Below are 22,369 nucleotides of genomic sequence, written 5' to 3'. Positions count from 1 at the left end.
GATTATTCAAAGCCTGCCGGACCAGCAGGACTCCGCTCTTGCACGAAGGAAACCGACGTGATCGCAAATGCCGACACCCGCGCCGTTGAACCGGTCGATACGCAACGCGCCTACACCGTGCTGGTCTGCGATCTGATCGGCCTGCGCTTCGACGCCGACGGAAAGCCCGACCCGTGGGAGGTGCGTGCGCATATCGAAGCCAAGGGCGGCCGCTTTCATACGGCTGCGCTTGGCGACAAGGCCGCTCTCGAATCTGGCCGCGTGCATTTCTTCTATCAGCCGGACCTCAGCACCCGCGAAGAGCTGATCGAAGTCGCCGGCGATGGACGCTATGATGCCGTCATTGCCGCCGCGACCTTCCTGCCCGCCGAAACCGTCTTTCCGCTCGCCGGCGTCCGCATCGGCGCCGGCACCGGCAATATGGGTTCGCACTCCTGGGGCGGCGGCAGCGGCGAAGGCGGTACGGCCGTGCTGATGAATACGCCCGGCATCAACAGCCGCGCCACGGCGCAGATGGTGATGAAGGCGATCCTGAAAGTGCTGCCGGATCTCCCGGTGGACTTGCTTCACAACCGGGTGGCGCGCGGCGCCTTCGACACCGGCAGGGAGCTGCGCGATTTCCCGACCGAAAAGCTCGAAGGCAAGACGATCGCGATCGTCGGCTACGGCAATATCGGCAGGGAGGTGGCCAAACTTGCCCAGGCCTTCGGCATGCGCGTGGTGATCCACGCACGGCCCCGGCATCGGGACTGGATAGAGGCCGAAGGCTTTGTCTATGCGGCGGACCTCCTCGATGCGGCTGATGGTGCCGATGTGTTGAGTGTTCATGTCGGCCTGGGCAAGCAGGATGCGCAGACCGGCCGCTACGCCAATGCCGGGCTCATCGGCGCGGATGTCCTGTCGCGCGTGAACAAAGGCGCGGTGCTGGTCAACTACGATCGCGGCGAGCTTGTCGACGTTGCGGCCCTCGGCGAAGCCTTGTCCTCGGGCAGGGTGCGTCATGCCGCGATCGATGCCGACCTGTTCAAGGATGCCGCGACCGGTCGCCTTTCCGGACCGATGCTGCCCTATCTCGGCCTCGTCGAGAAGCACAGCGGAAAACTCGAGCTTCTGCCGCATGCGGCAGCCGATACGGATCATCCCTCGCGCGTCGCCGGCGCCAAGCAGGCCGTCGACCAGATCTTCGATGTCATCTGCCGAAAGTCGGTGACGAACGCAAAAGGCAGCGTGCCGCCGGCCTATCTTTCCCTTGGAGCAACCACGCCTCCAGGCATTGGATTGGTGACCTCCGGCCAGCTCTTGAAACTGACCGCTAGCGAATGTTCCGAGCTGGCGGATCTCTGCGATCGGCAAGGCCGGTTGTGGAAGGCTCTCTCCGATAACTCGCCTGCCGAGCGAGGCGCCGTTGTCGCCGAGCAGGGCGAGGACCTTGTCCGGTTGATCGACCGCTTCTGCCTTCTGGCCGAGAACCTCAATCTCAGGGGACCTTTCCAGCGATAAGCCGGAACTCAGTCTCGGGGACCCGCCACCATCCGGGCGACCCGCGTCATGTCCGCGCTCATCTCGCGGTCATCGTCGAGCGGGCTGACGAGCGCACGCACGGCGGCATAGGTGCGCCGTGGTCCTTCGCCCATGCTGTCGACGACGCCGCGCAACTCCACGCCCGTCGCCGCGAAGATCAGCTCCATCGCCACGAGATAGCGCAGGCGTTCCACAATCTCGGCTGTCTTGGCCACCACCCGTGGTGCCATCGACGACTGGTCCTCGATCCCGTCCGATACGGCAAGCGGGCTGAGCGACATCGGGTTGGCCAGATGCCGGATCTCGGCCTCCAGCGCGGCAAGCGGTTTCTGCAATTCGGCGTAGCCCTGGCGGCTGCCGCCCCTGGCCGACAGGAAGCGCGGCAGTTCCGCCACCGTCGGCGACATCAGCTTCATGCAGCGGTTGGCGGTGCCCACGGCGCAATGCGCAAGCGCCTGGCCGAGCTGCTCCCAGGCCAGCGTCATCGCGGTGAGGTCGAAATTGCCGTTCGAGACGACGCGTCCGTCCTCGGGTAGGATCACCGGGTTGTCGCCGGAATGGGCCAGTTCGATCTCCGTTGCCAGCTTCGCCTGTTCGAACGCATGCAACAGGCCGCCCCACACCTGCGGCTCGCAGCGATAGCTGAGCGGATCCTGGAGCCGCCGCGCGGCGTTCTCCCTCCAGAGCCCGCTTCCAGCGAGTTCCGCCCGCAGCCGCGCCCCGATCTCCCGCTGGCCGAACGCCGGTCGCGCCGACAGCGCAGCTTCATCGATGGCGGTGAGTGACGAGCGGAACGCTTCGTGGTTGAGTGCCACCGCGGCCAGCGACCAGTCGATGAGGTGGGCGACATCCTCCAGGCAGAGGCAAGCCGTGCCGGTCGACAGGCTGTTGGCGACGATGATGGCATGGCCATCCTTCTCGCGCAGGTCGAGCCGTTCGAGCCCGGCGAGCGCGAGCGCCTCGGCCGACGGCATGATCCTGCCCTGGAACTCCGTCTCGCCGTCGCCGCGCAGCGCTCGCGCCATGTGGCCGAGATGGGCAAGGTCCGCCGCTCCGATCGATCCCCAGGTCGGGATCACCGGATGGACGCCGGCGGTGAGTGCCGCCACAAGGCCCATCACCACGCGTTCGGAAGTGCCGGTGCCGCCGGCGGCCATTCCCGAAATGCGCGCGGCCATCAGCGCGCGGACCGCCTCGGTGGGAAGGGCCGGGCCGATGCCCATGCTGTGGCTGAGCGGCACGCTGTGTTGGAAGGCGATCAGATCGGCCTGCGCGAGCGGCGTGTCGACGCAGGCGCCGAGGCCGGTGGTGACGCCGTACATCGGCTTGCCGAGTTGCGTCAGCTGCTCGATGAGCGCGCGGCTCGCCCGGATGCGGCGCATCGCCTCCTCGCCCAACATCAGCCGCGCGTTGCGCCGCGCGATCTCGGCGACATCCTCGATGCCAAGCGGCTTGGCGTCGAGCAGTATCATTCGGGCTGTCATGTCTCGCCTGTATCCGTGACCGTATGCCCGGGCCGACGGCGCGGCGGGCGTCGCCGTTTGTGGCGGCTTACCGGCTGGTCTGCAAGCCATTCCGATTGTGGCGGCAGCAGGCGAGGGGAGCTTCAGGCGAAATGCAGGTTTCGGCAGGTCACTTCGCGACGGCGTCGGGCACCACCACCAGCTTGCCGACGAAATCCTTGGCGACGAAATCGGCTTGTGCGCGGTGGAAATCGGAGAGTTTGTAGACGCCGCCGACAAGCGGCCGGATCTTGCCCTGTTCGATGTAGCGAACGATGCGGCGGAAATCGGCGCGCGTGCCCTGGCTCGATCCGTGCAGCTGCAACTGTTTCAGATACATGGTCCTGAGATCGAGCTGGACGACCGGACCTGCGATCGCGCCGGCCGTGGTGTAGCGGCCCTCGGGCCTCAGGATGCGCAGCAGGTCGTTGAAGATCGCGCCGCCAACGAGATCGGCGACCACATCGATCGGCTGGCCGCCGGTCGCCTCGCTCACGGCTTGCGGCAGGTCCGCGACGCCACGGGTGACGACCGCCTCGGCGCCGATGTCGAGCACCGCCTTTTCCTTGCCCTTGCCCACGACAGCAAAGGGAATGGCTCCACGCGCCCGCGCCAGTTGCACGATGCCGGAGCCGACGCCGCCCGACGCGCCGGTGACCAGCACGCGCTCGCCTGCCTTGAGGTTAGCCCGTTCCAGCATCTGTTCGCCGGTGAGATAGGCGCAGCAGAAGGTGGCGAGTTCGACGTCGCTCAAAATAGTGTCGACAACATGCGCGTTCTCGGCCGGCACGGTCTGATACTCGGCATAGCCGCCGTCGCGGCCATGGCCCATATAGTCGATGTCGGCCAGGGAATCGTCGTCGCGGTTGTAGATGGAGAAATCGACCATCACCCGTTCGCCGATTCGATCCGACGAAACGCCTTCGCCGACGGCAACGATGGTGCCGACAGTGTCGGTGCCCTGGATGCGCGGGAAGGTCAGCGTGTTGCCCTGGCGGCGCCAAGTCGAAACGGCGGCCGCGTCCTCTTCCGTGCCATAGGCGCCCTGGCGCACCCAGACATCGGTATTGTTCATGCCGCAAGCGGTGACTTTCACCAGCACTTCACCTGACGCAGGCGCGGGCACTTTCACATCGGTTCGGTAGACGAGCTTTTCCGGTCCGCCGTGCCCGGTGAGCAGCACGGCGGCCATGGTGGCGGGGACGGTTTTGGTCATGGCATTCATCGGTCGTCTCAGAGATTGGCAAATACGCTGTTCACGGCATCGGCGGTCTTGGCCACCACGATGTCGGCTTCCTCGCGGGTCAGGCACAGCGGCGGCGCGAAGCCAAGAATGTCGCCCTGCGGCATGGCGCGGCCGATGACGCCGCTTGCGGCAAGGGCCGTGGCGACCTGCGGCCCGATCTTCTGCGAAGCATCGAAGAAGACACGGTCGTCACGGTCTTTGACGAATTCCACCGCCGCCAGCATGCCGTCGCCGCGCACCTCACCGACGTGTTTGTGACCCCCGACGGCCTTGGCCAGTTCGGCACGGAAATAAGCGCCGGTCTCGCCGGCATTCCGCACCAGGTCCATCTCATCGATCAGTTCAAGATTGGCGACGCCGGCGGCAACGCAGATCGGATGCGCCGAATAAGTCCAGCCATGGCCGAGCGAGCCGAGCTTGTCGGAGCCTTGCACCAGCACCTGCCACATCTTATCGGCCACGATGACGCCCGACAGCGGCGCATAGGCCGAGGTCAGGCCCTTGGCGATGGTGATAAGGTCGGGCTTCATGCCGTAATGGTCGGAGCCGAACATGGTGCCCAGCCGGCCGAAGCCCGTCACCACCTCGTCGGCGACCAGGAGCACATCATACTTCTTCAGCACCGCCTGGATCTTTTCCCAATAGCCGGCGGGCGGCGGCACGATGCCGCCGGTGCCGAGGATCGGCTCGCCGATGAAGGCGGCGACGGTTTCGGGCCCTTCGGCGAGGATCATCTCCTCGAGCTTGTCGGCGCAATGCTGCGAGAACTGCTCCTCGCTCATCGAGCGGTCGGCGCGGCGGAAATAGTAGGGCGCCTCGGTGTGCAGGATCGGCGCGCGCGGCAGGTCGAAGGCATTGTGGAAGAGGTCCAGCCCGGTCAGCGAGCCCGTCATGACGCCCGAGCCGTGATAGCCGCGCCAGCGCGAGATGATCTTCTTCTTCTCCGGCCGCCCCAGCACATTGTTGTAGTACCAGATCAGCTTGATGTTGGTTTCGTTGGCGTCGGAACCGGAGAGGCCGAAATAGACCCTCGACATGCCCTTCGGCGCGCGGTCGATGATCATCTTGGCGAGCGTGATCGACGCCTCGGTGCCGTGCCCGACATAGGCGTGGTAATAGGCCAGGTTCTTCGCCTGAGTCGCGATTGCATCTGATATCTTCTGGCGGCCATAGCCGACATTGACGCAATAGAGGCCGGCGAAGGCATCGATGCTCTTCCTGCCATTGTTGTCCCAGACGGTGACGCCTTCACCGCCGGCCATGATCCGCGTCGGCGATTCACCGCGTGCGTGCGTGCCCATATGTGTTGAGGGATGGAAGAAATGGTCGCGATCCCATGCGGCGAGTTCGTTGGATTGGTCGAGCATTTTTTAACTCCTTGAAAGAGATCCGGGTGCGAGCCTACGCCACATCCAGGCAAAGGTATTTGAGGTCGGTGAAAGCTTCTAGCCCGTGGCGCGAACCTTCGCGGCCGATGCCGGACTGCTTGACGCCACCGAACGGGATCGGCGCGCCGGTGATCTTCACACGGTTGATGGCGACCATGCCGTAGTCGAGCGCGCGGCCCATGCGCTGCTGGAGCGCGCCGTTCTCGGTCACCACATAGGCGACCAGGCCATATTCGGTCGCATTGGCGCGTGCGATGACTTCGTCCTCGCTGTCGAAAGGCGTGACGGCGGCGACCGGACCAAAGGTCTCTTCGCGCATGATCAGCGCGTCGTCGGCGACATCGGCCAGCAGCGTCGGCTGGTAGAAGAGCGGTCCGGCCTGATGGCGCTTGCCGCCGGCGAGGCAACGCGCGCCGAGGACCACGGCGTCGGCGACCTGTTCCTCGACCTTCTTGACGGCGCGCTCATGCATCAGCGGCCCGATGTCGATGTCATCGGCCAAGCCATTGCCGGCCCGCAGCGCCTCGACGCGCTTGGCGAAAGCGGCGCAGAAGCGGTCATAGAGCGGACGCTGGACATAGATGCGGTTGGCCGCAAGGCAGTCCTGGCCTGATGTGGCGAATTTGGCGTCGATGGCAATGGTCACCGCTTTGTCGAGATCGGCATCGGCAAAGACGATCAGCGGCGCGTGACCACCAAGCTCCATCACCAGCCGCTTCATCGTCGGCGCGCTTTGGGCGGCGATCAGCCGGCCGATCTCGGTCGAGCCGGTAAAACTCATGGCGCGCACGCGCGAATCTTCGCACATGCGTCCAACGATCGTCGCGGCCTTGCCGGTGACGATGTTGAAAACGCCGGCCGGCAGTCCGGCGCGTTCGCCGAGTTCGGCCAGCGCCAGCGCCGAAAGTGGTGTCTCAGAAGACGGATGGGCAACGATGGTGCAGCCGGCGGCAAGAGCGGCGGCTGCCTTGCGGGTCAGCATCGCCGAAGGAAAATTCCACGGCGTGACCACGCCGACGACGCCGAGTGGTTCGCGCCGCACCATCATTTCCGCGTTCGGCAGATGGCTGGTGACGCTCTCGGCGTTGAGGCGTTTTGCTTCCTCGGCATACCACTCGATGAAAGAGGCGGCGTAGTCGATTTCGCCAAGCGACTCCTTGAGCGGTTTGCCCTGCTCAAGCGTCATCAGCAAAGCAAGGTCGTCTTTCGCTGCGATGATCAGCTCGAACCATTTTCGCAGAATTTTGGAGCGCTCCTGCGGCAGCAGCGCCCGCCAGGCCGGAAAGGCGCGCGCGGCGGCGTCGATGGCTTTTGTCGTCTGGCCGGCATCGAGCGCTGCGACGAAGGCCACGGTGGTGCCGGTCGCGGGATCGGTGACCTCGAAACTCTCGGCCGCCTCGCTTGCCGTCCAGTGGCCGTCGATATAGGCGAGTTCGCGCAGCAGCCGGCGGTCGGCGAGCCGGTCGAGCGCTTCGTGGCGATGCGAGCGGGCGAAATGCGCGGACATGGTCGAAGCCTCCCGGTTCGGTTTGATGCGGGGAGACTACCCATCACCGGCAGACAGAGAGGCTGTTTGGACGCCTGGCCGTAGAGAGAGTCTCTCTATTGCGGTGAGGGGGCAGTCGATCTCTCCGGTCTAGGTCGACGCCGGCAGCAGGTCCGCTATCGGCAGCGCGATGTCATCCTTCACCGTCTTGATGACGATGTAGGTGAAGTAGCGGTCGATGCCGATCTCGCGATCGAGCAAGCCGTCGACCAGCCGCTGATAGGCGTCGATGTCGCGCGCCATCACCTTCAGCACATAATCGACGCCGCCGCCCACCGACCAGCAGGCGACGATCTCGGGAATGTCGCGGACGACGCGCTCGAAGCGGTCGAAATCGGCCTGGCGATGGCTGGCCAGCGTCACCTCCATCAGTACGGTGGCGACTGGCGCCACAACGCGCATGGCGATCCGGGCATGATAACCCGAGACGATGCCGGCCTTTTCCAGCTTGCGCAGCCGCATCCAGCACGGCGTCGGCGACAGCCCGACCTGCTCGGCCAACGCCAGCTTGGTGATGCGTCCATCACGCTGGATGGCGTCGAGGATTTTGAGGTCGATCGCGTCGAGTTTCGCAGCAGTCATCAGCGCCTACTTTTTCGTCGATCGTACCATGACGGCGCATTATTTCGATTGTCAATTGCACTGATTTCGATCTCTAATAAGTCATGACATTGTGGCACCCAGATCCCGCGCTCATCCGGCGGCCGGCCTATCAATCGTTGGCCGACCAGTTCGCGCGCGCCATCCACGACGGCCGCCTCGCCAACGGCGCGCGGTTGCCGACCCACCGCCGCCTGGCCGACGACCTCAAGCTTTCAGTGCAGACGGTCAGTCGTGCCTATGAGGAACTGATCCGGCGCGGCCTGATTTCGGGCGAGATCGGCCGCGGCAGCTTTGTGCAGACGCAGCGCCGCGAACCGGAGCCGCCTTATCTGCCGGAGCGCCTGGGTGAAGTCATCGACCTGTCGATCCTGAAGCCGGTCTGCGAGCCGATGCACCTGGAGCAGATGAAGCAGGCGCTGGGCTGGCTCGCCGAAAACCTGCCTTCGAGTTCGGCACTGTCGTTCCGGCCAAACATGGTGTTCCCGCGCCACCGTGCCGTGGCGGTCGAATGGCTGAAGCTGTGCGGGCTGGACGCCTCCGCGCAGAACATCAGCCTCACCAATGGCGCCACGGCCGGCATGACGGTGGCGCTGATGAGCGTGGCGCCGCCCGGCTCCACCGTTGCCACCGAGGCGATCGGTCATCATACGCTGGTGCCGCTGGCGCGCTATCTCGGCTTCAATCTTCAAGGCCTGCCGATCGACAGCAATGGCCTGATTCCGGAAGCGCTGGACGAAGCCTGCCGGCTGTCCGACATCCGCGCCGTCTTCGTGCAGCCTTCGGTAATCAATCCCACGGCAACGCTCATGGATGCGGAGCGTCGCGAGCAGATCGCGGCGGTGGCGCGCAAGCACGACATCGCCATCATCGAGAACGACGTGCTGGGTCCCTTGGTCGAGGATCGACCGCCGCCGGTCGCCGCTTTCGCGCCGGAACGGACGCTCTACGTCACCTCCTTCACCAAGATCACCGTGCCCGGCCTGCGCATCGGCTATCTCGCCGCGCCCGACCGCTACGTTGCCGCTGTCGCCAATCGGCATCTAGTCTCGAACTGGATGGCGACACCGCTGGTGGCCGAGATCGCCACCAAATGGGTGACCGACGGCACCGCGATGGAGCTGGTGCGCTGGCAGCGCGCGGCGTTGCGGCGGCGACAGGACATCGCGGGCGAGGTGCTGGCCGGCGTCGACTACCGTGCCCGTCGCGACGGGTTGCATATCTGGCTGCAACTGCCGGCCGACCGTTCCGAGGAAAGCTTTGTCGCCCAGGCTCGGCTGCAAGGCGTGGCCATTGCGCCGGGCACCTCCTTCCGTATTTCGGATACGCCCTGGCATCCGGCGGTGCGCATTTCGCTGGGTTCGACCACCGAGGGGGAACTGCGCGCGGGTCTCGGCGTTGTCACCAAGCTCTTGCTTGGCGATCCGGAGCATCTGCTGCTTGCAATCTGAGCATGCCGCCCAATACACCAAGGCGTTCTGACAAAGGCCTGTCCAAAAAGCCGGCTGGGATTGACCGGAAAATGTGCGCAATCAGAATAATTGTCATGATATTATTTTCCCAATTGACATGATTTGGCGCGTTCCGCATCGTTAGGGCACCAGGCTTCTCCAGCACGGGGAAATTCATTTGTCCGCAACCGCGCCCATCATCAAGATCGACAGCATCTCGAAGAGCTTTGGCAGCTTCAAGGTTCTGGACGGCCTGTCGATGCAGGTCATGCCGCGTGAGAAGCTGGCGCTGATCGGCCCCTCCGGCTCGGGCAAGACGACGATCTTGCGCATCCTGATGACGCTGGAGCGTATCGACGGCGGTCACATCCAGATCGACGGCGAGCAACTCTACCACATGGAGCGCAACGGCCAGCTGCTGCCGGCCGACGAGCGCCACCTGGCGCGAATGCGCCAGAAAACCGGCATGGTCTTCCAGCTGTTCAACCTGTTTCCGCACAAGAGCGTCATCGATAATGTGACCCTAGCGCCGATGCTGACCAAGGGCACGCCGCGCGCCGCGGCGCAGAAGCGGGCGATGGAACTGCTCGAGATGGTCGGCATGGCCGACAAGGCGAAGGCGATGCCGGCGCAGCTGTCAGGCGGTCAGAAGCAGCGCGTGGCGATCGCCCGTGCGCTCGCTTTGCAGCCGAAGATCATGCTGTTCGACGAGGTGACGTCGGCGCTCGACCCGGAACTGGTCGAGGAGGTGCTCAACGTCTTGTGGCGGCTCTGCGCCGAGACCGACATGACCATGCTGCTGGTCACCCATGAGATGGGTTTCGCCCACGACTTCGCCGACCGGGTGCTGTTCTTCGATCGCGGCAGGATAGTCGAGGAAGGCAAGCCCGACGAGATTTTCCGCAATCCCAAGCAGGAGCGCACGCAAGGGTTCCTGAAGAAGATCATCGCGGCCGGACATCGTGTCTGACCGCATGCCAAAGGCGGCGATGCCGTCCCTATGGGCGGTTGAGCCGTCCTAAGATCACGCAAACCAAGACAAGAACAAGGAGTTGGGAACAATGAAGAAACTTGGCACTCTGGCCGGCGTCGCCGGTCTCGCGCTTTCGGCGGTTCTGGCCGCCTCGATCACGGGTTCGGCCGACGACAGCAAGCTTGAACAGCTGAAGTCGCAAGGCTTCGCTCGCTTGGCCATCGCCAATGAGCCGCCCTATACGGCTGTCGCCGCCGACGGCAAGGTTTCGGGTGCCGCGCCCGACGTCGCGCGCGAGATATTCAAGCGGCTGGGCGTTGCCGATGTCGCCGCCTCGATCTCGGAATATGGCGCCATGATTCCCGGCCTGCAGGCCGGCCGCTTCGACGTCGTCACCGCCGGCCTGTTCATGAAGCCGGAGCGTTGCGCCGCGGTTGCCTATTCCGAGCCGGTTCTGTGCGACGCCGAGGCGATGCTGGTGAAGAAGGGCAATCCGAAAGGCTTCAAGAGCTACGAGGACGTCGCCAAGGACACGTCCGCCACCATCGGCGCGCCGGGCGGCGGCACCGAGGAGAAGCTTGCGCTCAACGCCGGCGTGCCACGCGAACGCGTCATCGTCGTGCCGGACGGCCAGAGCGGCCTGAAGATGGTGCAGGACGGCCGCATCGACGCCTATTCGCTGCCTGTCCTTTCGATCAACGACCTGATGAAGAAGGCCGCCGATCCGAACCTCGAAGTCATCGCCCCGGTGCAGGGCGCGCCGGTCTATTGCGACGGCGCGGCCTTCAAGAAGGGCGACGAGGCGTTGCGCGATGCCTTCGACGTCGAACTCGCCAAGATGAAGAAGTCGGGTGAGTTCGCAAAGATCATCGAGCCCTACGGCTTCTCGGCGGCGGCGGCTATGTCGACCACGCGCGACAAGCTCTGCGCGGCGAAATAAGGGCGTCTTTCTTGCCTTCTCCCCGTTCACGGGGAGAAGGTGTCACGAAGTGACGGATGAAGGGCGGCGCCATATTTGGACAAGCTAGCGCTGCCCCTCATCTGCCTGCCGGCATCTTCTCCCCATAAACGGGGAGAAGGAAGCTGAAACCAACGTTGGAAACTTCAACTCAATGACCCAGTGGTCCGGCTATTTCGGCCTGATATTGCAGGGAGCGCTTGTCACCATCGAGCTGACGCTGATGGGGTCGGTGCTCGCCCTGATCATGGCCTTTCTCGCCGGCATGGGGCGCCTGTCGCGCTTCTTCGTGCTGCGGGCCCTGGCCACGGCCTATATCGAGTTCTTCCGCGGCACCTCGATCTTCGTGCAGCTGTTCTTCGCCTATTTCGTGTTGCCGCTGGTGGGTTTCGAACTGACCCCGCTGCAGGCCGGTGTGTTGGCGCTGGGCTTGAACGTGGGCGCCTATGCAGCCGAGGTGGTGCGCGGCGCCGTGCAGTCGATCGGCCGCGAACAGCATGAGGCCTGCGTCGCGCTCAATCTCGGCCGTTGGCAAGGCATGCGCCACGTCATCCTGCCGCAGGCGTTTCTGGTGATGCTGCCGACCTTCGGCAACAATGCCATCGAGCTGCTCAAGGCGACATCGGTGGTCTCGCTGATTTCGCTCGCCGACCTGACGTTCCAGGCACAGGTGGTGCGTGCCCAGACCGGCAACACCATGGTGCCGTTCACCACGATCCTCATCATCTATTTCATCCTGGCGCTGCTCATCTCGTGGGGTGTGCGCTCGCTGGAACACCGCATGGCGCGCGGCCTCGACGGAGTGCGCGTCTGATGGCCAGAGCATTCCTGATGAATTGGGTCCGCTGATGGATTGGGACTGGGACTTCGTCCGGCAGATCCTGCCGACCCTGATCCAGGGGGTGAAGATCACCATCCTGGCGACGCTGCTCGGCTCGGTGCTGGCCGCGATCGTCGGTCTGGGCATCGCGCTGGCGCGCCGCTCGCCCAACAAGGCGCTGTCGCGCACCGTCGGTTGGGTGGCCGAATTCATCCGCGGCACACCGCTCTTGGTGCAGCTCTATTTCATCTTCTACGTCTTGCCCGACATCGGCATTCTCTTGCCGCCGCTGGTCGCCGGCGTCATCGGACTTGGCCTGCACTACGGCACCTACACGGCGGAGGTCTACCGCGCCGGCATCGACAATGTGCCGCGTGGTCAGTGGGAAGCCGCCAAGGCGTGCAATCTCAGCGCGCGGCAGACCTGGTCCCACATCATCATCCCGCAGGCTATTCCGCCGATGATCCCGGCGCTGGCCAACTATTTCATCGCCATGTTCAAGGAGACGCCGCTGCTCTCGGCGATCACCGTGCTGGAGCTGATGAACCAGGCGAAAAGCGTCGCCAACACCTATTATCGCTACCTTGAGCCGATCACGCTGGTCGGCGCCTTCTTCCTTGCCATCAGCCTGATTTCGGTCGTGCTGCTGCGCTGGCTGGAACGCCGCTACGGCAAGATCGAAAGATAAAAGATGAAGCCCTTGTCCGAGATCAAGCTTGTGCCCGACCGGCCAGCGCTCGATGAGCGTCCGCTGGAGCGGCGTGTCGGGCTGATCATCCTGGCCACCGACCACACGACCGAGCCGGATTTTCGCCGCATGGTGGCGAGCGAACGGATCGGCGTCTATGTCGCGCGCATTCCCTACGCCAACCCGACGACGCCTGAGAACCTGCGCAAGATGCAGCCGGCGCTGACGGCGGGCGCTGCCTTGATCCTGCCTGACGAGCCGCTCGACGCCATCTGCTACTCCTGCACGTCGGCCTCGGTGGTGATTGGCGATCGCGAGATCGAGACGGCGATCCAGGCCGCCAAGTCAGGTATACCCGTTGTCACTCCTCCGATGGCTGGCGTGCGCGGGCTGAACGCCTTCGGCGTGCGCCGGATCAGCATCCTCACGCCCTATACCGTGGAAACCTCCAGATCGATGGCGACCTATTTCGCCGAACGTGGCTTCGAAGTCCTAAGCTTCACCTGTCTCGGCTTCGAGGACGACCGCGAGATGGCGCGCATTGCCCCGGCAGCCCTCATCGATCTCGCGCGCCAGGCGACACATCCGCAAGCCGACGCGCTGTTCGTCTCCTGCACGGCACTGCGCGGCGCGCTGGCGGTCACCGGCATGGAACAGGCGATCGGCCGCCCGGTGGTGACCAGCAACCAGGCGACCGCCTGGAATTGTCTGCGCCTTTGCGGTGATGAGACAGCCCATCCTGAATTCGGCCGTCTGATGACGCTGCCCTTGCCGCGCGGTTGACGACCATGGCGCCCGTGACCCTTGGCGATATCCGTGCCGCGCGCGAGCGAATTGCCGGCAAGATCGAGCGCACGTCGATCGTGCTTTCGGCAAGTCTCTCCGAAAGGCTGGGCGTACCGGTTCAACTCAAGCTCGAGCACCGCCAGACCACCGGCAGCTTCAAATTGCGGGGCGCTTCGAACGCCGTCGCTTCGCTCAGCGCAGGGGAGAAGGCGCGCGGCGTCGTCGCGGCATCGACCGGCAATCATGGCCGTGCGCTTGCGCATGCGGCAAAGCTCGAGGGCATGCGTGCTGTGATCTGCATGTCTCGACTGGTACCCAGGAATAAGCTGGACGAAATCCGCCGCCTCGGCGCGGAAATCCGTATCGTCGGCAACAGCCAGGACGATGCCCAGCACGAGGTCGAGCGGCTGGTGGCGGAGGAGGGACTTGTCATGCTGCCGCCCTTCGACCATCGGGCCATCATTGCCGGTCAAGGCACGCTCGGGCTGGAGGTGATGGACCAGGTCCCGGATGCCGCTCTGGTGCTGGTGCAACTCTCCGGAGGTGGGTTGGCCTCGGGTGTAGCGGCGGCCGTCAAAAGTGTCCGTCCCGGAACAAGAGTCGTCGGCGTGTCGATGGCGCGGGGCGCCGCGATGAAGGCCAGCCTCGATGCGGGCCGCCCTGTGCTGGTCGAGGAACTGCCGACGCTGGCGGATTCGCTCGGCGGCGGCATCGGCCTCGACAACCGGCTGACCTTCGCCATGTGCCGCGACCTGCTCGACGATGTCGTCCTGCTCAGCGAGGGCGAAATCGCTGCCGGCATTCGCCACGCCTATGAACAGGAACGCGAGATCGTCGAGGGAGCCGGTGCGGTAGGCATCGCGGCGCTGCTCGCCGGCAAGGTCAAGGCGGAGGGGCCGGTGGTGGTTCTGCTTTCCGGCCGCAACATCGACATGCAACTGCACAGGAAGATTGTCGGCGGGGAAATGCCATCGATTTCGGAGCGCGCCGAATGAGCAGGATGACCATCCTCACCGAAGCTGAACTGCGCGCAATCGTGACGCTCGATCTCGACGCCGTCGCCTGTGTCGAGAACGCTTTTCGTGCGCTCGCCACGCTGCCGGTGGCGATGCCGCCGATCCTGCGGCTCGATATCCCGCAGCATCGCGGCGAGGTTGACGTCAAGACCGCCTATGTGCCTGGTATCGATGGCTTCGCCATCAAGATCAGCCCCGGCTTCTTCGACAATCCCAAACTTGGCCTGCCCAGCGTCAACGGCATGATGGTGCTGCTGTCGTCGAAGACAGGGTTGGTCGAGGCTTTGCTGCTCGACAACGGCTATCTCACCGATGTTCGCACCGCTGCTGCGGGAGCCGTCGCGGCCAAGCATCTGTCGCGGCCGGACTCGTCGGTCGCCTCGATCTTCGGCGCCGGCGTGCAGGCTGGGCTGCAACTGCAAGCGCTGATGCTGGTGCGGCCGATCACGCAGGCCCGCATCTGGGCGCGCGATGCCGCTAAGGCCGAAGTGACCGCGGCCACCTTACGCGAAAGGCTCGGCATTGATGTGCGCGCCGAGACTGACGCAGCCAACGCTGTTGCCGGTGCCGACATCATCGTCACGACCACCCCCTCGACCGAACCACTGATCAAGGCAGGGTTTGTCTCGGCCGGCCAGCACATCACCGCCATGGGTTCGGACGCCGAGCACAAGAACGAGATAGCGCCGGCGATCCTGCGCATGGCCGATCTCTATGTCGCCGATAGCGCGAAACAGACGCGGCGCCTGGGCGAATTGCACCATGCCATCGCGGCGGGCGTGATGGCTGGAGACGCGGAGGTGACCGAGCTCGGCCAGATCATCGCCGGCGCGAGGCATGGCCGGCGCTCGGCCAGCGACATCACCATCGTCGATCTGACCGGCACGGGCGTGCAGGATACGGCGATCGCCACGCTCGCCCGCGACCGTGGGCTGGCCGCGAAAGCCGGAACGATCTTTGAAAGCTGACGCCGGCCGCAGGAGCATGATCCGGAAAATGGCAACCGGTTTTCCCCCGCAGATTATGCTCAATCAAAAAATTCCCTGGAGCCGGATTCAACGGAGTTGAAACCGGGCTCCAGCCCCAACAAACGAGGACCAACAAAATGCTGCCAAACCTGAAATTCTCGCGAAGCGAATATGCGGAACGCCTCGCCAAGACGCGGAAAGCCATGGGGGCGAAAGGCGTCGATCTTTTGATCGTCAGTGATCCCTCCAACATGGCCTGGCTCACCGGCTATGACGGCTGGTCGTTCTACGTCCACCAGGCGGTCATCGTGCCGCCATCGGGCGAGCCGGTCTGGTACGGCCGTGGCCAGGACGCCAATGGCGCCAAGCGTACCGCCTACCTCGCCCATGACAACATCGTCGGCTATGCCGACCACTATGTGCAGTCGACCGAGCGCCACCCGATGGATTTCCTGTCGAGTGTGCTGACCGATCGCGGCTGGGGCAAGCTCACCGTCGGCGTCGAGATGGACAACTACTGGTTCTCCGCCGCCGCCTTCGCCTCGCTGCAGAAGCATCTGCCCAACGCCCGTTTCATCGATGCCACCGCGCTGGTCAACTGGCAGCGCGCGGTGAAGAGCCCAACCGAGATCGACTATATGCGCAAGGCCGCTCGCATCGTCGAGGCGATGCACCAGCGCATCGTCGACAAGATCGAAGTCGGCATGCGTAAGAACGATCTCGTCGCCGAGATCTACGATGCCGGCACGCGCGGCGTCGACGGCATTGGCGGTGACTACCCCGCGATCGTGCCGCTGCTGCCCTCGGGCGCCGACGCCTCGGCGCCGCACCTGACCTGGGACGATAAGCCGATGAAGTCGGGCGAGGGCACTTTCTTCGAGATCGCCGGCTGCTACAACAGGTACCATTGCCCGCTGTCGCGCACCGTCTTCCTCGGCAAGCCGACGCAGGAATTCCTCGATGCCGAGAAGGCAACGCTGGAAGGCATGGAAGCTGGCCTTGCCGCCGCAAAGCCGGGTAATGCCTGCGAGGACATCGCCAATGCCTTCTTCGCCGTGTTGAAGAAATACGGCATCGTCAAGGACAACCGCACCGGCTATTCGATCGGGCTTTCCTATCCACCGGACTGGGGCGAGCGCACGATGAGCCTGCGCCCCGGCGATCGCACCGAACTCAAGCCCGGCATGACCTTCCATTTCATGACCGGCCTGTGGCTGGAGACAATGGGGCTGGAGATCACTGAATCCATCCTGATCACCGAAACCGGTGTGGAGTGCCTGGCCAACGTGCCGCGCAAGCTGGTGGTGAAGGATTGAGCCCGATGTCCAGTCTTCGCCCGTCGCCGGTCACGCCGACCGTCGATTTCGATCGTGACGGCGTCCAGCATGGTTTCCTGCGCCTGCCCTATAGCCGCGACGACTCGGCCTGGGGCTCGGTGATGATCCCGATCTGCGTCATCCGCAACGGCAAGGGGCCGGCGGCGCTGCTGACCGGCGGCAATCATGGCGACGAGTATGAAGGGCCGCTGGCGCTCTACGAACTCGCCCGCACGCTCGATCCCAGCCAGGTCAGCGGCACCGTCATCATCGTGCCGGCGATGAACTATCCTGCTTTTCGGGCCGGCACGCGCACCTCGCCGATCGACAAGGGCAACATGAACCGCAGTTTCCCCGGCCGGCCCGACGGCACGGTGACGCAGAAGATCGCCGATTATTTCCAACGCGAGCTGCTTCCCCACGCCGACATCGTCTTCGACTTCCATTCCGGCGGCAGGACGCTGGATTTCGTACCGTTCTGTGCCGCCCACACTTTGCCCGACAAGGCGCTGGAGCAGAAAGCCTTTGCCGCGGTGGCGGCATTCTCGGCACCATTCTCGATGCGCATGACCGAGATCGATGCGATCGGCATGTATGACACGGCGGCCGAAGAGATGGGCAAGGTCTTCGTCACCACCGAGCTCGGCGGTGGCGGTACGTCGCGAGCCGAGACGGTGCGGATCGCGCGCCGCGGCATCCTCAACGTGCTGCGTCATGCTGGTATCGTCGCCGGGGCGGTCGAGATGGGCAGAACGCAGTGGCTGGACATGCCCTCGGGCGATTGCTTCTGCTTCGCCGAGGATGACGGCATGATCGAAACCATGGTCGATCTCGGCGAACCTGTCGAAGAAGGCGCGGTGGTGGCCCGCATTCATTCCACCGGCCGCACCGGCGTCGCGCCGCGGGAAATCCGGGCCAAAATGTCGGGCATGCTGGCGGCGCGGCATTTCCCTGGCCTGGTCAAGGCCGGCGACTGCGCCGCGGTGGTCGCCGTAAAGGTCGATTGACTGATTTCTCCGCCCGGACCATGCCGGGCGGACCCACTCTTCTGCTCGAGCTGTCGAATCCGGATTATCGCACCCGCTCGCAGAGCGAACACCGCGATCTGCTGACCGCCTGCCGCCGGCGCGATGGCAAGAAGGCGGTGAGCGTTCTGAGACAGCATCTTCGCGAGGGAAGCGACACGCTGGTCAACGCGACGGATGGCGGCGGTTGTCGCGAAAATTCTAAGCCCGAAGGGCAGGGGGCCGCCCGCAAGCGTGGCGCGTGGTTGCCACCGCGCCGGTTCGCTGCCACATATTGCAACATCAATGCTCGACACGAGGATGCCATGTCTCCCGTCAGCCGCCTGCCGGCACGTGCCCTTGCCCCGCGCCGCCATGACGAGATCCTGCGGCGGCTGGGCGCCCAGGGTTCCGTTAGCGTCGCCGAACTGGCTGGGTTCTTCGACGTCTCGCGCGAAACCATCCGCCGCGATTTGAAGCTGCTTTCCGACCAGGGCAGGCTCGGCATCGTGCATGGCGGGGCCGCCCGCTTCGAACCGAGCGAACCCGCGATGAGCCAGCGCAGCCAGGAAAATGCCCAAGGCAAGGCCGCGATCGGCAGGGCGGCCGCCGGGCTGGTCCGGGATGGCATGGTGGTCTTTCTCGATTCCGGCACCACCACTTTGGCCATCGCGCATGCAATGACGGAACTGCGCGATCTGACGATCTGCACGGCCAGCCTGAAGATAGCGCTGCACCTATGCCATGTTCCCGGCATGCGCGTGCACATGCTGGGCGGCGAAGTCGACCCGGGCGAGGAGGCGGCTTCCGGCATCGACACGCTCGATGCGATGGCGCGCTTTCGCGTCGATATGGCCTTTCTGGGTGGCGGAGCGCTGTCTCCGGTCGGCGAGGTGACCGATTTCACCCGCGCCGGGGCCGAACAGCGGGGCCGGATGATCAGCCTCGCCGGCAAGGCCTATTTCGTGCTCGACAGCAGCAAATTCGGCAAGCTGACACCGCTCAGAATTCCGAATTTCGAACGTGCCGCTGGGGTAATCGTCGACACCGACCCCGAATTCGCGCTTGCCGAGGCGCTTTCGCACAGGGGGCCTGAACTCATCGTTGCAGCTTGATGTGATATTTTGTGATATTATGAGTTGATATTTGGTTTTCCCATGGTAATGTCTCGGCCATCCCTCAAATGGCGGAACGCTCATGGCACATGAATTTCCCACCCAGGCTCGAATTGTCATTGTCGGCGGCGGCATCATCGGCTGCTCGGTCGCCTATCATCTGACCAAGCTGGGCTGGAGCGATGTGGTGCTGCTTGAGCAGGGACAGCTCAGCGGCGGCACCACCTGGCACGCGGCCGGTCTTGTCGGTCAGCTGCGCAGCCATTCCAACATGACCAGCCTGATCCGGTACTCCACGCAGCTCTACAGCGAACTGGAGGCCGAGACCGGCCTCGCCACCGGCTGGAAGAACTGCGGTTCGCTATCCGTCGCGCGCACCACCGACCGCATGGCGGTGTTGAAGCGCACGGCCGCGTCGGCGCGTGCCCAAGGGGTCGAGATCGACGTCATCTCGCCTCGCGAGGCAGCCGAGCTCTGGCCGGTGATGGCGACAGACGATCTGGTCGGCGCCGTCTGGCTGCCCGGAGACGGCAAGGCCAATCCCACCGATCTCACGCAATCGCTGGCCAAGGGCGCACGCAATGGTGGCGTCAAAATCTTCGAGCGGGTGCAGGTCACCGGCATCACGGTGAAAAACGGCGTCGCCTGCGGCGTCGAGACGGACCGCGGCGACATCGCCGCCGAGATCGTCGTCAACTGCGCCGGCCAATGGGCCCGCAAGGTCGGGCTGATGTGCGGCGTCTCGGTGCCGCTGCATTCGGCCGAGCACATGTACATCGTCACCGGCCGGATCGAGGGTGTGCATCCGGACCTGCCCGTGATGCGCGACCCCGATGGCTTCATCTACTTCAAGGAGGAGGTCGGCGGTCTGGTGATGGGTGGCTTCGAGCCGCACGCCAAGCCGTGGGGCATGAACGGCATTCCCGAAAATTTCGAATTCGCTCTGCTGCCCGACGACTGGGACCAGTTCGAGATCCTGATGGAAAACGCGCTGGTGCGCGTGCCGCAGTTGGCGCGGGCCGAAGTCAAGAAATTCTACAACGGTCCCGAGAGCTTTACGCCGGACAACAATTTCCTCCTCGGCGAGGCGCCGGAGTTGAAGAATTTCTATGTCGGCGCCGGCTTCAATTCGATGGGCATTGCCAGTGCCGGTGGCGCCGGCAAGGCACTGGCCGAATGGATCGTCAACGGCGCGCCGACCATGGATTTGTGGCCGGTCGACATCAGGCGCTTCGCCGCTTTCAACAACAATCCGCGCTGGCTGCATGACCGCGTCAAGGAGACGCTCGGCCTGCATTACGCCATGCCGTGGCCGAACCGCGAATTGGATACCGCGCGGCCGTTCCGCCGCTCGCCGCTCTATGATCGGCTCGCCGCCAAGGGCGCCTGCTTCGGTTCCAAGATGGGCTGGGAGCGTGCCAACTGGTTCGCGGCGCCGGGAGAGAAAGCCGGGAACGACTATGCCTTCGGTCGCCAGAACTGGCACGAGGCCGTGCGGCGCGAGATGAAGGCGACGCGCGAAGCCGTCGCCATCTTCGACCAGACCTCCTTCGCCAAGCTTCTTGTCCAGGGCCGCGATGCCTGTGCCGTGTTGAACCGCATCTGCGCCGGCGACATCGATGTGCCGGTCGGCACATCGATCTACACCGGCGTGCTCAATGCGCGCGGCGGCTACGAAAGCGATCTCACCGTGATGCGGCTTGGCGCGGAAAAATTCCTCATCGTTACCGGTTCCGCCCAGGCGGTCCACGACGCCGACTGGATCGTCAAGAACATTCCGCCGGATGCGCATGCCGTCCTGACCGACGTCACCTCGGCCTATGCGGTGCTGGCGTTAATGGGGCCGCGTTCGCGCGATCTCCTCGGCAAACTGTCGTCGGCCGATCTTTCCAACGCCGGCTTTCCCTTCGCCACTATCCGCGAGATCGATATCGGCTACGCCACTGTCTATGCCAACCGCATGACCTATGTCGGCGAACTCGGCTGGGAACTGATCGTGCCGGCCGAATTCGCCGTCGGCGTCTACGAGGCGTTGCATGAGGGCGGCCGCGAATTCGGTTTGGCCGACGCCGGCTACTACGCGCTCGATGCCTTGCGCATTGAAAAGGGTTTTCGGGCCTGGGGTCGGGAACTGACGCCTGATATCAATCCCTGGCAGGCGGGGCTTGGCTTCGCCGTGGCGATGGACAAGCCAGGTGGCTTCATCGGCCGCGATGCGCTTGCCGCCGCGAAACCCTCGTCGTCGGCACCGGCAAAGCGTATCGTACTCCTTACGCTCGACGACACCGAGCCGATGCTGTGGGGCGGCGAGTTGGTCCTGCGCGACGGCAAGCCGGTCGGCGAGGTCCGCTCGGCCGCCTATGGCCACACGCTTGGCCAGTCAGTGGCGCTCAGCTTGATCGAAAACGAAACCGGCGTGGATGCTGTGTTCCTGAGCGGCGGCCATTTCGAGATCGATCTAGCCGGCGTACGCTATGCGGCCACCGCGCATCTGCGCAGCCCCTACGATCCGAAATCGGAGCGGGTGAAAGCCGATGTGGTGGAGATTCGTGCCGCCGCTTAGTCCGTCGACATCGAGCGCGCCATGTCGAGAAAGGCGCGCACCAGTTTGCCGCCGCTGCGCTCGCGCAGGCAGATCAGCGCCTCGTCCATCAAGGTCTCGGGCGCGTCGATGGTGATTGGGATGAGCCGCGAATCCTGGCCGAATTCGGCCGCCGAGACAAAGCCGATACCGGCGCCAGAGGCGACGATCTCGCGCACGGCTTCCCGGCCTTCTGCCTCGATCACAGGCCTGAGTTCGATCTTCGACGCGGCGGCCAGGTCTTCGAGCTTCTGGCGCGTCTTCGAGCCGCGCTCGCGCATGACCAGGGATTCCTGTGCGAGCTGCTTGAGCGTCAGCGATTTCTTCCCCGACAGCGGATGGTCGATCGAGGTGAAGGCGATGATCGGCGTCGAGTTCAGTTTCAGCACTTCGAAGTCGCGTCCGGCGGGCACCTCGCCCAGCACGCCGATATCGGCATCGTAGCTGTAGAGGCTGCTGATCACCCTCTCGGTGTTTCCGGCTCGCACCGAGACCTGCACTCCGGGATAGCGGGCGCGGAAGCTGCCCAGAATGTGAAGCAGATGATGCGCGGCGTCGGCGACGATGCGCAGCGTGCCGGAACGCAGGGCGCGTGATTCCGTCAAGAGTTCGAGCGCCTGCTGCTCGGTGTCGAACATGCGGTGGGTTATTTCGAGCAGTTTCTGGCCGGAATGGGTCAACGTGACCTGCTTCTTGTTACGATTGAACAGCAGGACATCATACTCTTCCTCAAGCTTGCGCACCTGGTCCGATATCGCCGGCTGGGTCAGGAACAGCGCTTCGGCCGCCCGCGAAAAGCCGCCGGAGATCGCCACCTGATGAAAGGCCCGCAACTGAACATAGCGCATCTTCTTCGTTCCCGAGCCTCTCTGGTTACCAGCAGCCTATCA

The 22,369-nt window shown here is 64.4% G+C and carries 19 protein-coding genes; 13 read left to right on the top strand and 6 right to left on the bottom strand.

All coding sequences use genetic code 11. The features are described from left to right. Positions 1-57: 57 nt before the first annotated feature. Positions 58-1,500, top strand: a complete 1,443-nt coding sequence (locus FJW04_RS16425; protein ID WP_140715321.1) for an NAD(P)-dependent oxidoreductase — start codon at positions 58-60, stop codon at positions 1,498-1,500. A gap of 8 nt (positions 1,501-1,508) precedes the next feature. On the opposite strand, the gene hutH is transcribed toward FJW04_RS16425, so the two are convergent. The 5 genes from hutH to FJW04_RS16400 form a co-directional block, all read right to left on the bottom strand. Continuing rightward, entirely contained in the window at positions 1,509-3,005 is a 1,497-nt protein-coding gene (gene hutH / locus FJW04_RS16420) for a histidine ammonia-lyase (protein ID WP_140715319.1), read from the bottom strand. A 148-nt stretch (positions 3,006-3,153) separates the two neighbouring features. Beyond that, a complete protein-coding gene (locus FJW04_RS16415) occupies positions 3,154-4,248 on the bottom strand; it encodes an alcohol dehydrogenase family protein (RefSeq protein WP_140715317.1) in 1,095 nt (364 codons plus the stop codon). Between the two features lie 8 nt (positions 4,249-4,256). After that, positions 4,257-5,636: an aspartate aminotransferase family protein gene (locus FJW04_RS16410; RefSeq protein WP_140715315.1), complete on the bottom strand. Its 1,380-nt coding sequence runs from the start codon at positions 5,634-5,636 to the stop codon at positions 4,257-4,259. Between the two features lie 34 nt (positions 5,637-5,670). Further along, entirely contained in the window at positions 5,671-7,164 is a 1,494-nt protein-coding gene (locus tag FJW04_RS16405; protein ID WP_140617496.1) for an NAD-dependent succinate-semialdehyde dehydrogenase, read from the bottom strand. A gap of 129 nt (positions 7,165-7,293) precedes the next feature. Further along, entirely contained in the window at positions 7,294-7,785 is a 492-nt protein-coding gene (locus FJW04_RS16400) for an Lrp/AsnC family transcriptional regulator (RefSeq protein ID WP_140617495.1), read from the bottom strand. Positions 7,786-7,868: 83 nt separating this feature from the next. Between FJW04_RS16400 and FJW04_RS16395 the strand changes: the two genes are divergently transcribed. The 12 genes from FJW04_RS16395 to FJW04_RS16340 all read left to right on the top strand — a co-directional run bounded on the left by FJW04_RS16395 (position 7,869) and on the right by FJW04_RS16340 (position 21,461). Continuing rightward, complete coding sequence (locus tag FJW04_RS16395; RefSeq protein ID WP_140715313.1) at positions 7,869-9,254, top strand: PLP-dependent aminotransferase family protein; 1,386 nt, start codon at positions 7,869-7,871, stop codon at positions 9,252-9,254. A 178-nt stretch (positions 9,255-9,432) separates the two neighbouring features. Further along, positions 9,433-10,224 (top strand): ectoine/hydroxyectoine ABC transporter ATP-binding protein EhuA, encoded by a 792-nt coding sequence (gene ehuA, locus FJW04_RS16390; protein ID WP_140617493.1) that lies wholly within the window; start codon positions 9,433-9,435, stop codon positions 10,222-10,224. 91 nt (positions 10,225-10,315) lie between these two features. After that, positions 10,316-11,167 (top strand): ectoine/hydroxyectoine ABC transporter substrate-binding protein EhuB, encoded by an 852-nt coding sequence (ehuB, locus tag FJW04_RS16385; protein ID WP_015319079.1) that lies wholly within the window; start codon positions 10,316-10,318, stop codon positions 11,165-11,167. A gap of 172 nt (positions 11,168-11,339) precedes the next feature. Further along, positions 11,340-11,999, top strand: coding sequence for an ectoine/hydroxyectoine ABC transporter permease subunit EhuC (ehuC, locus tag FJW04_RS16380; protein ID WP_140715311.1), 660 nt, complete (start codon positions 11,340-11,342; stop codon positions 11,997-11,999). A 34-nt stretch (positions 12,000-12,033) separates the two neighbouring features. Continuing rightward, positions 12,034-12,693 carry an ectoine/hydroxyectoine ABC transporter permease subunit EhuD gene (ehuD, locus tag FJW04_RS16375; protein WP_015319077.1) on the top strand — a complete coding sequence of 220 codons (660 nt, stop codon included), beginning with the start codon at positions 12,034-12,036 and terminating at the stop codon, positions 12,691-12,693. Positions 12,694-12,696: 3 nt separating this feature from the next. Further along, positions 12,697-13,476: an ectoine utilization protein EutA gene (eutA, locus tag FJW04_RS16370; RefSeq protein ID WP_140715309.1), complete on the top strand. Its 780-nt coding sequence runs from the start codon at positions 12,697-12,699 to the stop codon at positions 13,474-13,476. 5 nt (positions 13,477-13,481) lie between these two features. Continuing rightward, complete coding sequence (gene eutB, locus FJW04_RS16365; RefSeq protein WP_140715307.1) at positions 13,482-14,474, top strand: hydroxyectoine utilization dehydratase EutB; 993 nt, start codon at positions 13,482-13,484, stop codon at positions 14,472-14,474. Next, positions 14,471-15,463: an ectoine utilization protein EutC gene (gene eutC, locus FJW04_RS16360; RefSeq protein ID WP_140715305.1), complete on the top strand. Its 993-nt coding sequence runs from the start codon at positions 14,471-14,473 to the stop codon at positions 15,461-15,463. The genes eutB and eutC overlap by 4 nt, the downstream gene beginning before the upstream one ends. Positions 15,464-15,600: 137 nt before the next feature. Then, on the top strand, positions 15,601-16,779 hold the full coding sequence (doeA, locus tag FJW04_RS16355; RefSeq protein ID WP_140715303.1) for an ectoine hydrolase DoeA: 1,179 nt from the start codon (positions 15,601-15,603) through the stop codon (positions 16,777-16,779). Between the two features lie 5 nt (positions 16,780-16,784). Further along, entirely contained in the window at positions 16,785-17,786 is a 1,002-nt protein-coding gene (gene doeB / locus FJW04_RS16350) for a N(2)-acetyl-L-2,4-diaminobutanoate deacetylase DoeB (protein WP_140715301.1), read from the top strand. A 323-nt stretch (positions 17,787-18,109) separates the two neighbouring features. Beyond that, complete coding sequence (locus FJW04_RS16345) at positions 18,110-18,898, top strand: DeoR/GlpR family DNA-binding transcription regulator (protein WP_041163907.1); 789 nt, start codon at positions 18,110-18,112, stop codon at positions 18,896-18,898. Positions 18,899-18,980: 82 nt separating this feature from the next. Then, positions 18,981-21,461: an FAD-dependent oxidoreductase gene (locus FJW04_RS16340; protein ID WP_140715297.1), complete on the top strand. Its 2,481-nt coding sequence runs from the start codon at positions 18,981-18,983 to the stop codon at positions 21,459-21,461. On the opposite strand, the gene FJW04_RS16335 is transcribed toward FJW04_RS16340, so the two are convergent. Then, positions 21,458-22,327 carry a LysR substrate-binding domain-containing protein gene (locus tag FJW04_RS16335; protein ID WP_140661582.1) on the bottom strand — a complete coding sequence of 290 codons (870 nt, stop codon included), beginning with the start codon at positions 22,325-22,327 and terminating at the stop codon, positions 21,458-21,460. The genes FJW04_RS16340 and FJW04_RS16335 overlap by 4 nt on opposite strands. Positions 22,328-22,369 lie beyond the last annotated feature (42 nt).

It is taken from the genome of Mesorhizobium sp. B2-7-3 (assembly GCF_006440715.1).
GTDB classification, from domain to species: domain Bacteria; phylum Pseudomonadota; class Alphaproteobacteria; order Rhizobiales; family Rhizobiaceae; genus Mesorhizobium; species Mesorhizobium australicum.
This window is presented reverse-complemented; position numbering and strand designations above follow the sequence as displayed.

Bases quoted from the DNA above. Each gene is read 5' to 3' on its own strand.
- ehuC (WP_140715311.1), top strand. From the start codon at position 11,340: ATGACCCAGTGGTCCGGCTATTTCGGCCTGATATTGCAGGGAGCGCTT.
- eutB (WP_140715307.1), top strand. From the start codon at position 13,482: ATGGCGCCCGTGACCCTTGGCGATATCCGTGCCGCGCGCGAGCGAATT.
- ehuB (WP_015319079.1), top strand. From the start codon at position 10,316: ATGAAGAAACTTGGCACTCTGGCCGGCGTCGCCGGTCTCGCGCTTTCG.
- FJW04_RS16415 (WP_140715317.1), bottom strand. From the start codon at position 4,248: ATGAATGCCATGACCAAAACCGTCCCCGCCACCATGGCCGCCGTGCTG.
- doeA (WP_140715303.1), top strand. From the start codon at position 15,601: ATGCTGCCAAACCTGAAATTCTCGCGAAGCGAATATGCGGAACGCCTC.
- hutH (WP_140715319.1), bottom strand. From the start codon at position 3,005: ATGACAGCCCGAATGATACTGCTCGACGCCAAGCCGCTTGGCATCGAG.
- FJW04_RS16340 (WP_140715297.1), top strand. From the start codon at position 18,981: ATGGCACATGAATTTCCCACCCAGGCTCGAATTGTCATTGTCGGCGGC.
- ehuD (WP_015319077.1), top strand. From the start codon at position 12,034: ATGGATTGGGACTGGGACTTCGTCCGGCAGATCCTGCCGACCCTGATC.
- FJW04_RS16335 (WP_140661582.1), bottom strand. From the start codon at position 22,327: ATGCGCTATGTTCAGTTGCGGGCCTTTCATCAGGTGGCGATCTCCGGC.
- FJW04_RS16395 (WP_140715313.1), top strand. From the start codon at position 7,869: ATGACATTGTGGCACCCAGATCCCGCGCTCATCCGGCGGCCGGCCTAT.
- FJW04_RS16400 (WP_140617495.1), bottom strand. From the start codon at position 7,785: ATGACTGCTGCGAAACTCGACGCGATCGACCTCAAAATCCTCGACGCC.
- FJW04_RS16345 (WP_041163907.1), top strand. From the start codon at position 18,110: ATGTCTCCCGTCAGCCGCCTGCCGGCACGTGCCCTTGCCCCGCGCCGC.
- FJW04_RS16405 (WP_140617496.1), bottom strand. From the start codon at position 7,164: ATGTCCGCGCATTTCGCCCGCTCGCATCGCCACGAAGCGCTCGACCGG.
- eutA (WP_140715309.1), top strand. From the start codon at position 12,697: ATGAAGCCCTTGTCCGAGATCAAGCTTGTGCCCGACCGGCCAGCGCTC.
- eutC (WP_140715305.1), top strand. From the start codon at position 14,471: ATGAGCAGGATGACCATCCTCACCGAAGCTGAACTGCGCGCAATCGTG.
- FJW04_RS16410 (WP_140715315.1), bottom strand. From the start codon at position 5,636: ATGCTCGACCAATCCAACGAACTCGCCGCATGGGATCGCGACCATTTC.
- doeB (WP_140715301.1), top strand. From the start codon at position 16,785: ATGTCCAGTCTTCGCCCGTCGCCGGTCACGCCGACCGTCGATTTCGAT.